Origin of the sequence: Nakamurella multipartita DSM 44233 (genome assembly GCF_000024365.1) — a bacterium.
Classification (GTDB): Bacteria; Actinomycetota; Actinomycetes; order Mycobacteriales; family Nakamurellaceae; genus Nakamurella; species Nakamurella multipartita.
This window is the reverse complement of record NC_013235.1, coordinates 2,239,202-2,254,070: the sequence shown is the minus strand read 5'-3', so window position 1 is coordinate 2,254,070 and position 14,869 is coordinate 2,239,202. Positions and strand designations below refer to the sequence as shown.

Here is a 14,869-nt window from a genome sequence, read left to right as displayed (position 1 = left end):
AGGGAAGGAGCGACGCGGTGTGATGACCAAACAGGTCGAGGAGATCCTCGACGAACCCCATGAACAGATCGTGCAGCGGGTCTGCGCGATCGACGTGGGCAAGGACTCGGGCACAGTCTGCGTTCGCGTACCAGCCGCGTCCGGGACGGGTCGGCGAGTGAGCAAAGTCTGGGACGTCCCGGCCCGAACCAGAGCGGTCCTGGGCCTGGCCGCACAGCTGTCAGACCAGGGCATCGAGAAGGTGACCCTGGAATCGACCTCGGACTACTGGCGGATCTGGTTCTATCTGCTGGAAGCTCATGGCCTGGACGTGCAGTTGGTCAATGCCCGCGATGTCAAGAACGTCCCCGGTCGCCCCAAAACGGACAAGCTGGACAGTGTGTGGTTGGCCAAGCTCACCGAGAAGGGGCTGTTGCGTCCATCGTTCGTGCCATCAGCGCAGGTCCGGCAGTTGCGCGACTACACCCGGATGCGGGCCGATCTGACCGGCGACCGGACCAGGTACTGGCAACGGCTGGAGAAGCTGCTGGAGGACGCCCTGATCAAGGTCACCTCCGTGGCGAGCAGGATCGACACCCTGTCCGTCCGGGACATGATTGAGGCCCTGATCGCGGGCCAGCGGGACCCGCGGGTTCTGGCCGGCATGGCCCGCGGCCGGATGCGGCTCAAGTACGCCGACCTGGTCGAGTCGCTGACCGGTCAGTTCGACGATCATCACGCCGAGCTGGCCCGGATGCTGCTGCATCAGATCGACACGCTGACCGATCAGATCGACGTCCTGACCGCACGCATCGAGGCACTCCTGGCCAGCTTGCCGGCCGGTAACACCCCCGATCCGGACCGCCCCGCACCGGATGGCCAAACTCGGCCCGGTACGAGGGCTAACGCACCCGCCGACGAGGCGGCCCAGCGCCGGACACCGCCGACGGCCGCAGACATGATCAAGATCCTGGACCAGATACCCGGGATCGGCCCAAGCAACGCACAGGTCATCATCGCCGAGATCGGGCTGGACATGAGCCGGTTCCCGACCGCTGGCCATCTGGTGTCCTGGACCCGGCTGTGCCCCCGCACGATCCAGTCCGGGAAACGATCAACAACCGGTAAGACCGGCAAGGGCAACCGTTACCTGCGCGCCGTGCTTGGTGAAGCGGCCGCGACCGGCGGCAAGACCCAAACCTTCCTGGGAGAACGCTATCGACGCCTGATCAAACGCCGCGGCAAACTCAAAACGATCGTCGCCATCGCCCGATCCATCCTTGTCATCATCTGGCACCTGCTCGCCAACCCCGGCACGACCTTCCACGACCTCGGCGTCGATTTCAACGACCACCGCATCGACATCGGACGCCGAACCCGTAACCACGTCCGGCAACTCGAAGCCCTCGGCTTCAACGTCACCCTGACCGCGGCCGCCTAAACCCGACACCCACCCAACCCGATGGTCACCACCACGGGTCACCCTTGGCTGCCCAACGGCACGTTGATTTTCCGGTCAGCGAACCACCCGGGCGGGGGCGCGCTTCGCTGATCAATCCCGCGCCCAACCGGACACACCCACCACCCAGACGCGGCTTTGATCAGTCACCCTGTCCCTTCCGGTGACGCCACAGAGGCGTGAAAATGTGCACCAGCAGCACCACCAGCCTCATGCGTACCTATTTTCCGGTCAGCGAACCACCACCACCGAGCGAGCGCGTCGAGACGGGCCGAGCCGAAGGCCACCGAAGGTGGGAGAAAGTGCGGGCAGCGGGCCCGATCGGGATCGCGGCCATGATCAGGTTTGGTGAGTCCCGCTGGGTTGACTGTAGGAACTCTACAAAACACTCCCAAGGACTTGGTGCCGACCGTCACCACCAACCGACACCCGATCGTGTCACGGTAGAAACGTGCTGGCCATCGTTGCTCCCGGTCAGGGAGCCCAGAAACCCGGAATGCTCTCCAGTTGGCTTGAACTGGACGGAGCAGCGGACACGCTTGCCCAGATGTCGGACCGGGCGCACCTGGACCTGACCCGGTTGGGCACGCAGGCCACGGCCGAGGAGATCAAGGACACCGCGGTCACCCAGCCGCTGGTCGTCGCCGCGGCCCTGCTCGCCGCGCGCTACCTGCAGATTCCCTCCACCGCGGTCGTCGCCGGGCATTCCGTCGGCGAGCTGGCGGCGGCCGCCGTGGCCGGTGTGCTGCCCGACCTGGACGCCGTCGGCCTGGCCGCCGTCCGCGGGCAGGCGATGAGCGCCGCGTGCGCGCTGACCCCGACCGGCATGTCCGCCGTCATGGGTGGGGCGACCGAGGACGTGCTGGCCGCGCTGGAGGAGCTGGACCTGGTCGGCGCCAACGTCAACGGCGGCGGGCAGATCGTGGCCGCCGGACCGCTCGAGGCTCTGGATCAGCTCAAGGCCAACCCGCCGGCCGGGGTGCGGATCATCCCGCTGCCGGTGGCCGGCGCGTTCCACACGTCGTACATGGGCGGGGCCGAGCACGCGCTGCGCGAGCACGTCGCCGCGTTGAGCCCCAGCGATCCCACGCACGTGCTGCTGACCAACTCGGACGGCTCGGTCGTCGCCGGCGGGCGCGGTTACCTGCAGCTGCTCGTCACCCAGGTCACGCACCCGGTCCGCTGGGACCGGTGCATGCAGACGTTGGCCGATCTCGGCGTCACCGGCGTGCTGGAACTGCCGCCGGCTGGGACGCTGGTCGGACTCGTCAAGCGCGACCTGAAGGGCGTGGCCACCATGGCACTGAAGACTCCCGCCGATCTGGACGCCGCCGCGGCGTTCGCCGCCGAGCACGCGGGGGTGAAGCAGGCATGAGCGCCACCATTCGCACCGCTGCCGGCTCCCCCGGGTCCAAGATCGTCGGTCTGGGTCACTACCGGCCCGACCGGGTGGTCACCAACGACGATCTCGCCCAGATCATGGACACCAACGACGAGTGGATCCAGGCCCGGGTCGGCATCGCCGAGCGCCGGTTCGCCGCCGCCGACGAGTCGGTGGCCTCGATGGGCGCCCAGGCCGGCGCCAAGGCCCTGGCCGAGGCGGGCCTGCAGCCCGAGCAGATCGACACCGTGATCACCGCGACCTGCAGCCTGGACTCCCCCGTCCCGCACGCCTCGACCCAGATCGCCAGCCTGCTGGGCATTCACGCGCCGGGTTCGTTCGACCTCAACGCGGCCTGCGCCGGCTTCTGCTACGCGATCGCGGCCGCCGACCAGGCGGTGCGCACCGGTGCCTCGCGCAACGTGCTGGTGGTCGGCTCGGAGAAGCTGACCGACTGGACCAAGCGGGACGACCGGGCGACGGCGATCATCTTTGCCGACGGGGCCGGCGCCGTGGTGGTTTCGGCCGCCGACGAGCCGGGCATCGGCCCGGTCGTTTGGGGTTGCGACGAGGACCACACCCAGACCATCCGGATCGAGGGCCGCAACGGCCATTTCATCCAGGAGGGCCAGACGGTCTTCCGCTGGGCCACCTCCGCGATCGCCCCGGTGGCGATCCGCGCGGCGGCGGCGGCCGGCGTCGCACTGGACGAGATCGACGTGCTGGTCACCCATCAGGCGAACCTGCGGATCATCGACGGCATCGCCAAGAAGATCATCAGGGAAGGCGCGCGCCAGGATCTCAAGGTCGGCCGGGACATCGTCACCACCGGCAACACCTCCTCGGCGTCCATCCCGATCGCGCTGGACCGGATGCGCGCCGCCGGCGAGGTCTCCTCGGGCCAGGTCGTGCTCTCGGTCGCCTTCGGCGCGGGACTCACCTACGCCAGCCAGGTGTTCGTCTGCCCCTGACCACATGGGGCAGAATCCCCAGTTGCCCTTCTATCCGCGGCCGTGTCAAGACCCACCCCCGGGATCGGCCGAAACCCCGAAAGGAACCACCGTGAGCAACGAGGACATCATCGCCGGTCTCGGCGAGATCGTCGAAGAGGTCGCCGGCGTCAGTGCGGCCGACGTCACCGCCGACAAGTCCTTCACCGACGACCTGGACATCGATTCGCTGTCCATGGTCGAGATCGCGGTGCAGGCCGAGGACAAGTTCGGGGTCAAGATCCCGGACGACGAGCTGGCCAACCTGCGCACCGTGGGCGACGCCGTCGCCTACATCGAGGCCAACAAGTCCTGATCCCGCCCCCGGCCGCGGCCGGCGGGACCACCGCCGGCGCGGTCGGGGCCGCACCACCCACACCCACCCACTCGAAGGGGACCAAGCGATGAGCTCCGATCACGACGTTGTCGTCACCGGTATCGGCGCGACCACGCCGATCGGCGGCACCGCGCCCGAAACCTGGCAGGCCATGCTCGACGGCACGATCGGCGTCAAGCCGCTCACCGAGCCGTGGGCCGAGAAGTACGACCTGCCGGTGCGCATCTACGCGCCGCTGGTGGTCGACCCGAGTGAGGTGCTGTCCCGGGTCGAGGCCCGTCGGCTCGACCGGTGCCAGCAGGTCGCCCTGGTGGCCGCCCGTGAAGCCTGGGCCGACGCCGGCGCCCCCGAGATGGACCTGGAACGGCTCGGCGTGGTCATCGGCACCGGCATCGGCGGCGCGCTGACGCTGCTGGGCCAGGACGACATCCTGGAACAGGACGGCGTCCGCAAGGTCGCGGTGCTGACCGTGCCCATGCTCATGCCCAACGGCCCGGCCGCGGCCGTCGGCCTGTGGGCCAAGGCCCGCGGCGGCGTGCACGCCCCGGTGTCGGCCTGCGCCTCCGGCGCCGAGGGGATGGCCTGGGCCTACCGGATGATCAAGTCCGGCGAGCTCGACGTGGCCATCGCCGGCGGCGCGGAGGCCTGCGTGCACCCGCTGCCGATGGCCGGCTTCTCCCAGATGCGGGCCATGAGCACCCGCAACGACGACCCCCAGGGCGCGTCCCGGCCGTTCGACATCGAGCGGGACGGCTTCGTTCTGGGCGAGGGCGCCGGCATCATGGTGCTCGAGCGCGAGGACCACGCCCGCGCCCGCGGCGCCAAGATCTACGGCCGGCTGGCCGGCATCGGCATGTCCAACGACGCGTACCACATCACCGCCCCGGAGCCGGACGGCGAGGGCTCGGGCCGCGCGATCGCCAAGGCGCTGCGCACCGCGGACCTGTCCCCGCTGGACATCGGACACGTCAACGCGCACGCCACCTCGACCCCGGTCGGCGACATCGCCGAGTCCAACACGATCCTGCGCTCGGTCGGCGACCACGCCGTGGTCACCGCGACCAAGTCGATGACCGGGCACATGCTCGGCGCCGCCGGCGCGGTCGAAGCCATCGCCACCCTGCTCTCGGTGCGCGACGGCATCGTGCCCGGCACCCGCAACATCACCACGCTCGACCCGGAGATCAAGGTCGACGTGGCGACGGAGAACCGCGAAGTGAAACTGACTGCCGCGCTGAACGATTCGTTCGGCTTCGGTGGCCACAACGTCGCCCTGGTCTTCACCGCCTGACCCGCGCGAACCGCCTGACCAGGCGCGCCAGCATCCGGACCCGGCCGCACGGCCGGGTCGCACCACCCCCAGGACACGCCGTCGTTGCGGCGTACCCGCATTCAGGCGCACCCGCCCGCATCTGAATGAGCAGCACCGCACCAGCATCGGCATCGGCGCCGCGCAGGCGGCGCGTCAGGAGTGGACCATGACCGCAGTCCTACCCCACACCGAGTTGCCGGAGCAGCACGGACCGGCCGACCCGGGCACGGCCGAGCCGGCGCCGTCCGCGCCCAAGCCGGCGCCCCGCGCGTTGGACCCGCGGGAGCCGCTGGTCCGGCTCTCCGCCCTGATGGACCCGGGCACCGTCGTGCCCCTGCACGGGCACGACACCTCCGGCGTGCTGGCCGTCCGCGGCCGCATCGACGGCTCCAAGGTCATCGCGTACTGCACCGACGGCACCCGCATGGGCGGGGCGATGGGCCACGAGGGCTGCCGGCACATCGTCGACGCCATCGACATCGCCCTGCGTGAGCGGGCGCCGGTGATCGGGCTGTGGCACTCCGGTGGCGCCCGGCTGGCCGAGGGCGTCGAAGCCCTCGACGGGGTCGGCCAGGTGTTCGCCGCGATGGTCCGCGCCTCCGGCCGGGTCCCGCAGATCTCCGTCGTGCTCGGCGCGGCCGCCGGTGGTGCCGCCTACGGGCCGGCCCTGACCGACATCGTAATCATGGCGCCGGACGGCCGGGTGTTCGTCACCGGTCCGGACGTGGTGCGCTCGGTGACCGGCGAGGACGTCGACCAGGAGGCCCTGGGCGGGCCGGCCGCGCACCACCGCAAGTCCGGGGTGGTGCACGTCGTGGCCGATTCCGAGGCCGACGCCTACGCCCGGGCCCGCCGGATCACCGGCATCTTCACCCAGCCCGGCATCGCCGGCGTCTCGGGCATTCCCGACGACCCCGACCTGGCCTCCGTGCTGCCCGAGCAGGCCAACCGGGCCTACCCGGTGCGCCCGCTGCTCGACCGCATCCTGGACGGGCCCATCGAGGAACTGCAGGCCAAGTGGTCGCCCAACATCGTCATCGGCCTGGGCCGGCTGGCCGGCCGCTCGCTCGGCGTGGTCGCCAACAACCCGCTGCGCCTGGGCGGCTGCCTGGATTCGCAGTCGGCCGAGAAGGCGTCCCGGTTCGTCCGGATGTGCGACGCGTTCGGCATCCCGCTGCTGGTCGTGGTGGACGTGCCCGGGTACCTGCCGGGCGTCGGCCAGGAGTGGGACGGGGTGGTCCGCCGCGGGGCCAAGCTGCTGCACGCATTCTCCGAGGCCGTCGTGCCCCGGGTGACCCTGGTGACCCGCAAGGCCTACGGCGGCGCGTACATCGCGATGAACTCGCGGGCCCTGGGCGCGACGGCGGTCTTCGCCTGGCCCAACGCCGAGATCGCGGTGATGGGCGCCAAGGCGGCCGTCGGCATCCTGCACCGGCGCAAGCTGGCCGCCGCCCCGGTGGAGCAGCGCGAGGCGCTGCACACCCAGCTGGCGGCCGAGCACGAGAAGCTGGCCGGCGGGGTGCACCGGGCGATCGAGCTGGGCGTGGTCGACGAGGTCATCACCCCGGCGCAGACCCGGCGCCGGTTGGCCGAGACCCTGGCCGCGGCCCCGGCCGGCCGCGGCAGCCACAGCAACATCCCGCTGTGACGCCCGCCGAACCGCGGGGGCCCGTGGGTCGCCGATGAGCAGCGTCCATCTGGTCGGTGGCGGTTGGGATGCCGCCGCGGCCGAGGCGCTCTACCGGCCGTTCCTGCTGGAGGCGGGGGCGGTGGCCGGCCGGCCGCCGCAGATCGCCTGCGTCGTCCTCGACGAGGACCCCGGCGACGGCACCGCGGCCGAACACTTCGAGCGGTGGTCGCAGCTGCTTCGTACGGTCGGCGACTGCGTACCGCGCCCGGTGTTCGTCCCGCTCGGCGGCCGGCTCGCGGTGGCTGACCTGACGCCGGCCGACGGGCTGCTGGTCGCCGGCGGGCTCACCCCCGGGTACGCGGGGGCGCTGGTGCCGGTGGCCGCCGAGGTGCGGGCCTGGCTGGCCGACGGGGATCGGCCCTACCTGGGCTTTTCGGCCGGTGCGGCGATGGCCGCGACCCGGGCGGTGGTCGGTGGCTGGCTCTCCGGTGGCGTCCCCGTCTGCCCGGACGACGCCGGGGAGGACCTGGAGGAGATCACCGTGGTCCCCGGTCTCGGGCTCACCCCGTGGAGCGTGGACGTGCACTGCGCCCAGTGGGGCACGCTGCCGCGGCTGATCGAGGCGGTGCGTGGGGAGCTGGCCGCCGGCAACGGGTTGGGCATCGACGAGAACACCCTGGTCACCTTCGCCGCGGACGGCCGCTGCACCGTCGCCGGGGCCGGGCAGGTCTGGTTGGTGCACCGGGCCGGCAGTCCCGACGGGACCGGCAGCGACGTTCAGGTCCGGCCCTTCCGGGCCGGCGCCCGGATCTGACCGCCCGGACCTGCGGCCCGCGTCCTGTCCGGCGGCCCCTGAGGCCGTGATCGAGCGGTCAGCCCTGGGCCCGTGCGTTCGCCGCGACCGCCTCGTGCTCGGCCGAGCCGACCACCTCCAGGCCGGGGGCCGGGATCCGACCCAGCGCCAGCCGCAGCGCGTAGACCCGGGTGGCCGCCTCGGCCAGCCGCGTCGCCGGCAGCTGCCCGCTGTCGGCCGCGGCGGCGATGCCGGTCACCGCGGCCGTCGGGTCGACCGGCATCAGCACCAGGTCCTGACCGGCCGCGATGCCCCGCCAGGCGGCCTCGCTCGGCGAGAAGTTGTCCACCACCGGCGCCATCTCGAACGAGTCGGAGACCGCGACGCCGGCGAAGTTCAGCCCGGTGCAGCCGCCCGCCCCCGAGCCCTTGAGCAGGTCGGTGACCACCGCGGAGCTCAGCGCCGACGACTCGCCCACCGCGCCGACCGCCGGCAATTCGATGTGTCCGGTCATCACCAGCGCGGCGCCGGCGTCCACTCCGGCCTGCATCGGCACCGCCTCGACCGCGTTCCACTCCGCGCAGTCCACGTCCAGCGACGGCAGCGCCTTGTGCGTGTCGGTAGCCAGCCGGCCGATCCCCGGGAAGTGCTTGACCGTCGCGGCCACCCCGCCGCTCTGGTACCCGCGGACGGCGGCGGCGACCAGGGTCGCCGACCGGTCGGGATCGGCGCCGAAGGTCCGGCCGTCGACCCCGGAATCCCCGGACTGCGGCAGCACGTCGGCGTCCGGCGCGAAGTCGACGTTGATGCCGACCGCGCGCATCTCGGCCCCGCTGGCCGCGGTGACCGCCTCAGTGGCCGCGGCCGCCGCGGCGGTGTCGGCGATGCCGGACAGTTCCTGGTTGCCGGGGAAGTCGTTGAAACCGTTGACCAGCCGGGTGACCAGGCCGGATTCCTGGTCGGTGGCGATCAGCAGCGGCGCGCCCGCCTGGGCGGCCGGCACCTGACTCTGCAGCTGGGCGGTGACCGCGGCGACCTGCTCGGGCGTACCGGTCGAGGTGCCGTCGATCGACCCCTGCGACCCCATCAGGATCACCCCGCCCAGGTGCAGCTGCGCGACCAGATCGGTGTCCACGGCGTCGGCCGAGCTGGCCATGACGACCAGGCCGGCGCGGTCGGCGGTGCTCATCGCGGCCACCGCGGCGGACGCGGCCGTCATGTCGGCGCCGGTCACCAACCCACCGGCCGGGACGGCCGGCGCCGGCGCGGCGGCCTCCGGCGGCGGGGCACTCGGACTGGCCGGTGCGGTGGCCGACGGTGTCGGTTCGGTGCTCGATGGGGTCGGCGCCGCCGAACTCAACGCAGCACTCAACGCCGGGCTGGACACGGGGCTGGACACCGGGCTGCTGGACACCGCCGCGCCGGAGGCGGAACCGGCGGACGGGTCGGGTGCGGACGAGCACGCGGCCAGCACCAGGCCACCGGCGGCCAGCGCGCCGACCAGCCGGGCGCGGTTCGAACCGGGCAGACCGCAGCCGCGTCGGGATCGCATGGACCCTGACGTTACTGACATGCGGTCATGGATTGGGCCGACGGATCGATCCCGCTGAGCACCAGGGTGCCGTCGTGGTCGGTCAGCAGGTAGGTCAGGTCCCAGTTGATGCAGGTGACCGGCAGGCTCTTGGGGGCGAAGGCCACGTCCTGCACGGAGGTGAACATCAGCCGCGCGCGCAGCGGATCGTCCTCGACGTCGACCACGACCAGGTTCGAGTCGACCGTGGTGCTGTACCGGTGCAACCAGTCGTCGGCAGTCTGGTTGGCCGACTGGTCGGTGGCCACGACGGCCAGCCAGCCGTCGAAATCGCGGCCGTTGATCGCCTGGAAGTAGCGCTGCAGGGTCTGTCGCACCTGGTCGGCCCGAGGATGCTCGGACGCCGCCGCGGACAGCTGCACGGTGGAATCGCTGCTCGGGCCGGCGGAGTAGCCGGTCGGCATGGGCACGGCCCGGGTCCGGCCCAGGGCCCAGGCGGCCGAGGCGCACCCGCCGAGAACGACAACGAGAGCGATGGTGAGCACCATCGTGAGTCGTCGTCCGCGCAGCCGCATGCGGGCAGTACCTTCCGTCGTCATTACGTCACCTCAAGCGACGTCCCACGACGGGATGGGTTGTCGGGCGCACGCAAACGACGCGCCGACGTGGTGTATCGCACTCTTCGCCGGCGGCGCGCAACCTTGCCCTCAGCCGACCTGATGCAACCAGGTGACCGCGGTGCCCTCGCCGGCCCGGCGGTAGGGCTCGAGCTCGGCGTCGACATGGGCGCCGAGCAGTTCGGCCAATTTGTGGTGGACGGCTTCCAGGTTGGTGGCCCCGGCCAGCACGGAACGGACCTGATCCTCACCGAGCACCACGTCGCCGTTGGCCGACATGGCCGCCCGCCAGATCCCCCGGCCCGGGAGATGGCAGATCCGTTCGCCATCGACACCCGGGCTGGCTTCCTCGGTGATCTCGAACCGCAGCATCGGCCACGCCTTGAGCGCCTTGGCCAGCTTCCCGGCGGTGCCCGGAGCGCCGGACCAGGATGCGTCGGCCCGCAGCGACCCCGGCGACGCCGGCTGCGCCGTCCACGACAACGTCACCCGTCCCCCGGTGACGCTGGCCATCGCCCACTCGACGTGCGGGCAGATCGCCGCGGGCGCCGAGTGCACATACACCACTCCACGAGTCACTACCGTCCACCTCCGCTCGCACTTCCAACGTTCTTCCCCAACGTGGACGTGACGATTCGGCGGCGGTCTGCGTGTCGCTTGTTGACATTGTGCACTGTGGGGTGGGTGTGACGCCACCCCCGGGTGGCCGAGCCGCGCTGCCCGGCCACCGCACTCAGCGCAGGTGCGCCACCCCGGGATCGGACCACAGGGCGGTGTCGGGGTCGCGCTCGGCCCAGCCTCGGGGCCGACGACTGTCGGTGCCGAACCGGGGGCCGGCGACGGCCAGCAGGAGGAACAGGGCCAGGACGATCAGGGCGGCGGTCATGGCTTCAGCGTGGTCCCAAAAAAACCCCCCGTCCATCTGTTTCTTCTTCCGCGAATGCGTAAGATGCACTGCATGATTGATGTCCGCAAGCTGGAGATCCTGCGGGAGCTCGATCGGTGCGGCACCATCGCCGCCACCGCCGCCGCCGTCCACCTCACCCCGTCCGCGGTGTCCCAACAGCTGGCCGCGTTGTCCAAGGAGGCCGGCACGGCCATGCTGGAACCGGACGGGCGCCGGGTCCGGCTTACCGAGGCCGCCCAACTGCTGCTGCAGCACGCGCACCAGATCTTCACCCACCTGGAACACGCCGAGTCGGACCTGGCCGCCTTCCGGCGGGGGGACGCCGGCACGGTCCGGGTGGGCACGTTCAGCTCCGCGGTGAAAGCCCTGGCGGTGCCGCTGGTGTCCGACCTGTCCACCCGGACCCGAATCCGGGTGGAACTGCGCGAGGTGCAGCCGGAGGATGCGCTGGACGCCCTGCTGGGGCGGCGGGTGGACATCTGCATGAACCTGGCCACCACCGAATTGTTGCCCGGCTCGGACGACAAACGGGTCCACTCCGAGCACCTGCTCGACGACGTGATGGACGTCGCCCTGCCGTTCGATCACCCGCTGGCCGATCGCGCCGAGATCGAGCTGGCCGATTTGGCCGACGAGGACTGGATCCTGGCCAACCCCGGGGTGCCGTGCTGGCAGCTGAGCCGGGACGCCTGCGAACGGGCCGGGTTCTCCCCGCGCGCCCGCCACTACGCCGACGAATTCGTCGGCGTGGTCGGGCTGGTCGCGGCCGGCCACGGGGTCAGCCTGCTCCCCCGGCTCGCCCAACCCGAGGCCGTGCACGAACCGATCGTGCTGCGACCCGTCGCCGGGGTCAGCCCGGTTCGCCGGATCAGCGTGCAGACCCGGGCCGGCACCGCCGACCAGCCGCACATCGCGCCCGCCCTGGAGTCCCTGCGCCGGGTCGCCGCCGGCGTGGCCCGGGGCCCGCTGGCCTGTCGCAGCGTGACCCGGGGCCCGGCCCCGATCGCCGATCCGGCCCCGGCGTTGGTGAGCTGACGTGGCCGGCCTGCACATCGCCCTGATCCGCGGGATCAACGTCGGGCGCAACAAGCGGGTGGCGATGGCCGACCTGCGCGCGCTGCTGACCGACCTGGGCTACGGCGACGTCCGCACCCTGCTGCAGAGCGGCAACGCCGTGTTCAGCGCGCCCGGATCGAGCGCCGCGCTGGCCACGGCCATCGAGCAGGCCATGACCGAGCAGCTCAAGGTCACCGCGCGGGTGCTGGTCCGCACCCCCACCCAGCTGGCCGCGGCGATCGAGGCCGACCCGTTCGGCCCGCGGGCCACCGACGGGTCCAAGCACTTCCTCGGGTTCCTGGACGACACGCCGAGCCAGGGAACCGTGGCGGCGGTGCCCGAGCTGGCCGACGATGCCGACACCGCGCCCGACGAGGCCCGTTTCGCCGCGGGTCACCTGTACCTGTGGTGCCCGAACGGCATCTCCAAATCGACGCTGTGGAAGGTCAACTGGGACAAGGCGTTGGGCACCGCGGTCACGCTGCGGAACTGGAACACCGCGACCAAGCTGGCCGAACTGGCCGGCTAGCGGCCGGAGCCGCCGTCGTCCCCGATCCGGCCCAGCACCGCATCCAGCAGCGGGGCCTGCTCCCGGGACCAGGGCGACAATCCGCTCTCCGGGTCGGCCGCGGCGGCCAGGAACTGCGCCCAGCTCCACCAGGCCCACTCGCCGACCTCGTCGGCGCGGGGCTGCGGGTCGTCGTCGATCCGGCAGACCAGCACCGGGCACAGCTCGTTCTCCTCGACCGTCCCGTCGAACGCGCGGTAGGAGAAGTCCGGCAGGGCCATGGTCAGCTCGCGCGGCTGCACCCCCAGCTCGTAGCGCAGGCGGCGGGTCGCGGCCTGCGCCGGGCTCTCCCCCGGCGCCGGGTGGCCGCACGCCGTGTTGGTCCAGACCGAGGGGAAGGTCGCCTTGTCGTGGGCCCGGCGGGTGACCAGCAGCCGCCCGTCGGCGCGGAACCCGTAGCAGGAGAACGCCAGGTGCCGCGGCGTGTGGGCGCCGTGCACGGTGGCCTTGTCGGCCGTTCCGATCGCCGTGCCGGCCTCGTCGACCAGCACCACCTGCTCGTTCTCGTCCAGCGGCGAGAGCGGGAAGGGCGGCCGGTGCAGCCGGCCCGGATGCATCGGGTCGAACAGGGGATGACGGATGGGCGGCACGAAGGCGAGCCTACCGATGCCGCCGTCCGGGCCCGACCGGAGCGCACGGCGTCCCGGCCGCAGTCGGGGTCTGCGGCCGGGACGGGTCAGTCGGGTGGGGTTGGCATCAGGCCTCGGCCGGCACCTCCGGGTCGAGTTCGGCCGACGCCGGCTCGTTCCGTTTGTGCACGGCGAAGGCCAGCAGCACGATGGCCAGCATCGCGTAGCCCAGCGCGACCTGCGGGCGCGCCGCCCACTGCACCTGCTCGGCGTGGATCAGCCCGATCCAGGACAGCGCCGCGCCGACCCCGGCGGCGGCCGCCGAGGCGTAGAAGTTGCGCATCAGCAGGAACGCCACGATGGAGCCCAGCACCATGCCGGCCAGCACCGCACCCTCGCCGAACACCTTGAGCCCGTGGTAGACCAGCCCGGCGTTGGTCAGGGCGGCCTCGCCGACCTGGTCGGCCGAGGTACCGGCCGCGGCCAGCGCGTTGTCGATCAGGCCGGTCCCCCATTGGGCCAGGTTGGGCAGGATGGCGGCGACCACCGCGGCGGCCTGGATCTTGGGCACCGACTGGAAGGCTTGGGCGCCGATCAGCAGGCCGATGTAGAGCAGGATCGGCACGATCGCCGGGATCGGCAGCAGGGTGTTGAGCACTCCGAACAGGCCCAGGAAGCACAGCACCGCGATCAGGATGCCGCTGGCCATCGAGTACGAACCGCGCCCACCGGCCGCCTTCCAGCCCGGGTGGCCGATGTAGACCGCCGGCGGGAACGGCGAGCCCAGCGCGGACCCGACGATGGCGCCGGCCCCGTCGGCCAGCAGCACGCTGCGCAGGTTGTAGCTGTCCCCGGCCGCCGCGGCGCTTTCCACGTTGCTCATCGCCTCGGCGAAGTTGTAGACGCCCAGCGGGATGGCGGTGGCCAGCAGCGGGGCCAGGTTGCCCAGACCGGTGAACAGCAGGTCGAAGTGCAGGCTGGGCACGGCGAAGGCGATCTGGCTGACCGCCGCCTGCACGTCCGGCACCGACATGTAGCCGCCGATCCAGCCGATCGCGGTGCCGACCAGCAGCGCGGCCAGGCCGACCGGGATGCCACCGGGCAGCCGCATGTTGGTGAAGAAGCCGACCAGGATGATGCCCAGCACGGGCAGCCCGATCCAGGCGGCGTCCCAGATCTGGGCGGCCGGCCGCATCGAGATGAAGGTGATCGAGATGCCGGCCAGGGTGCCCAGCATCGCCGCCCGCGGGGTGATCTTGCGGATGAACGGTCCGATGAAGGCACCGATCAGCACGATCACGCCGATGATGAACGCCCAGGCCAGGCCGGCCTCCCAGGCCCGGACCGGATCTCCGGTGGACAGGAAGATCGGCAGCATGATGACGAACACGACGATGAACATGTGCGGCACGCTGGGCCCGTAGGGCAGCGCGGTGACGTCGGTCCGGTTCTCCTTGCGGGCCAGCCGGCGGGCCAGGAACGTGTAGTAGACGTTGCCGACCAGCATGGCGATGCCCAGGGCGGGCAGCACGGTGCCGAGCACCGAGGCGGCCGGCATCTGCACCACGAACAGCAGCAGCGCGGTCAGCGTCAGCACGTTGACCAGGATGTTGAAGCCAAGGCCGAAGAACGCGTTGGTCTCGCCCTTGGTCCAGTAGGGCAGTTTGAGTGAGCCGTCCGAGGACGCCGACGATTTGAAGCCGGTGAGGTTCATGGGTTCTCCCTCGAGATGGGGGTGACG

At 71.6% G+C, this 14,869-nt stretch carries 15 protein-coding genes; 9 read left to right on the top strand and 6 right to left on the bottom strand.

The annotated features are described in order from the left end of the window. Window positions 1-22: 22 nt before the first annotated feature. The 7 genes from NAMU_RS10160 to NAMU_RS10130 all read left to right on the top strand — a co-directional run bounded on the left by NAMU_RS10160 (window position 23) and on the right by NAMU_RS10130 (window position 7,901). A complete protein-coding gene (locus NAMU_RS10160; RefSeq protein ID WP_041368276.1) occupies window positions 23-1,420 on the top strand; it encodes an IS110 family RNA-guided transposase in 1,398 nt (465 codons plus the stop codon). A gap of 469 nt (window positions 1,421-1,889) precedes the next feature. Further along, window positions 1,890-2,813 (top strand): ACP S-malonyltransferase, encoded by a 924-nt coding sequence (locus NAMU_RS10155; protein WP_015747322.1) that lies wholly within the window; start codon window positions 1,890-1,892, stop codon window positions 2,811-2,813. Further along, window positions 2,810-3,790, top strand: coding sequence for a beta-ketoacyl-ACP synthase III (locus NAMU_RS10150; RefSeq protein ID WP_015747321.1), 981 nt, complete (start codon window positions 2,810-2,812; stop codon window positions 3,788-3,790). Before NAMU_RS10155 ends, NAMU_RS10150 begins: the two co-directional genes overlap by 4 nt. Window positions 3,791-3,881: 91 nt before the next feature. Continuing rightward, complete coding sequence (locus NAMU_RS10145; protein WP_015747320.1) at window positions 3,882-4,124, top strand: acyl carrier protein; 243 nt, start codon at window positions 3,882-3,884, stop codon at window positions 4,122-4,124. An 88-nt stretch (window positions 4,125-4,212) separates the two neighbouring features. Further along, the gene (locus tag NAMU_RS10140; RefSeq protein ID WP_015747319.1) at window positions 4,213-5,436 is read left to right on the top strand and encodes a beta-ketoacyl-[acyl-carrier-protein] synthase family protein; all 1,224 of its coding nucleotides are present in this window, start codon (window positions 4,213-4,215) and stop codon (window positions 5,434-5,436) included. A 187-nt stretch (window positions 5,437-5,623) separates the two neighbouring features. Further along, window positions 5,624-7,105, top strand: coding sequence for an acyl-CoA carboxylase subunit beta (locus NAMU_RS10135; protein WP_015747318.1), 1,482 nt, complete (start codon window positions 5,624-5,626; stop codon window positions 7,103-7,105). A 34-nt stretch (window positions 7,106-7,139) separates the two neighbouring features. After that, the gene (locus tag NAMU_RS10130) at window positions 7,140-7,901 is read left to right on the top strand and encodes a type 1 glutamine amidotransferase family protein (RefSeq protein WP_015747317.1); all 762 of its coding nucleotides are present in this window, start codon (window positions 7,140-7,142) and stop codon (window positions 7,899-7,901) included. Window positions 7,902-7,959: 58 nt separating this feature from the next. Here NAMU_RS10130 and NAMU_RS10125 read toward each other — a convergent pair whose 3' ends face one another. The 4 genes from NAMU_RS10125 to NAMU_RS29865 form a co-directional block, all read right to left on the bottom strand. Beyond that, on the bottom strand, window positions 7,960-9,432 hold the full coding sequence (locus NAMU_RS10125) for a glycoside hydrolase family 3 N-terminal domain-containing protein (RefSeq protein ID WP_015747316.1): 1,473 nt from the start codon (window positions 9,430-9,432) through the stop codon (window positions 7,960-7,962). An 11-nt stretch (window positions 9,433-9,443) separates the two neighbouring features. Further along, window positions 9,444-10,010 carry a hypothetical protein gene (locus tag NAMU_RS27260; protein ID WP_015747315.1) on the bottom strand — a complete coding sequence of 189 codons (567 nt, stop codon included), beginning with the start codon at window positions 10,008-10,010 and terminating at the stop codon, window positions 9,444-9,446. 108 nt (window positions 10,011-10,118) lie between these two features. Next, entirely contained in the window at window positions 10,119-10,607 is a 489-nt protein-coding gene (locus tag NAMU_RS10115; RefSeq protein ID WP_015747314.1) for a DUF3145 domain-containing protein, read from the bottom strand. A gap of 154 nt (window positions 10,608-10,761) precedes the next feature. Further along, a complete protein-coding gene (locus tag NAMU_RS29865; protein WP_169312480.1) occupies window positions 10,762-10,914 on the bottom strand; it encodes a hypothetical protein in 153 nt (50 codons plus the stop codon). A 72-nt stretch (window positions 10,915-10,986) separates the two neighbouring features. On the opposite strand from NAMU_RS29865, the gene NAMU_RS10110 reads away from it, so the two are divergent. Both NAMU_RS10110 and NAMU_RS10105 read left to right on the top strand, forming a co-directional pair. Beyond that, window positions 10,987-11,970 carry a LysR family transcriptional regulator gene (locus NAMU_RS10110; RefSeq protein WP_083786018.1) on the top strand — a complete coding sequence of 328 codons (984 nt, stop codon included), beginning with the start codon at window positions 10,987-10,989 and terminating at the stop codon, window positions 11,968-11,970. 1 nt (window position 11,971) lies between these two features. Further along, window positions 11,972-12,520 (top strand): DUF1697 domain-containing protein, encoded by a 549-nt coding sequence (locus tag NAMU_RS10105; RefSeq protein WP_015747311.1) that lies wholly within the window; start codon window positions 11,972-11,974, stop codon window positions 12,518-12,520. Here NAMU_RS10105 and idi read toward each other — a convergent pair. Continuing rightward, window positions 12,517-13,149, bottom strand: coding sequence for an isopentenyl-diphosphate Delta-isomerase (gene idi, locus NAMU_RS10100; RefSeq protein ID WP_015747310.1), 633 nt, complete (start codon window positions 13,147-13,149; stop codon window positions 12,517-12,519). The genes NAMU_RS10105 and idi overlap by 4 nt on opposite strands. Before the next feature lie 106 nt (window positions 13,150-13,255). After that, window positions 13,256-14,842 carry a SulP family inorganic anion transporter gene (locus NAMU_RS10095; protein ID WP_015747309.1) on the bottom strand — a complete coding sequence of 529 codons (1,587 nt, stop codon included), beginning with the start codon at window positions 14,840-14,842 and terminating at the stop codon, window positions 13,256-13,258. Window positions 14,843-14,869 lie beyond the last annotated feature (27 nt).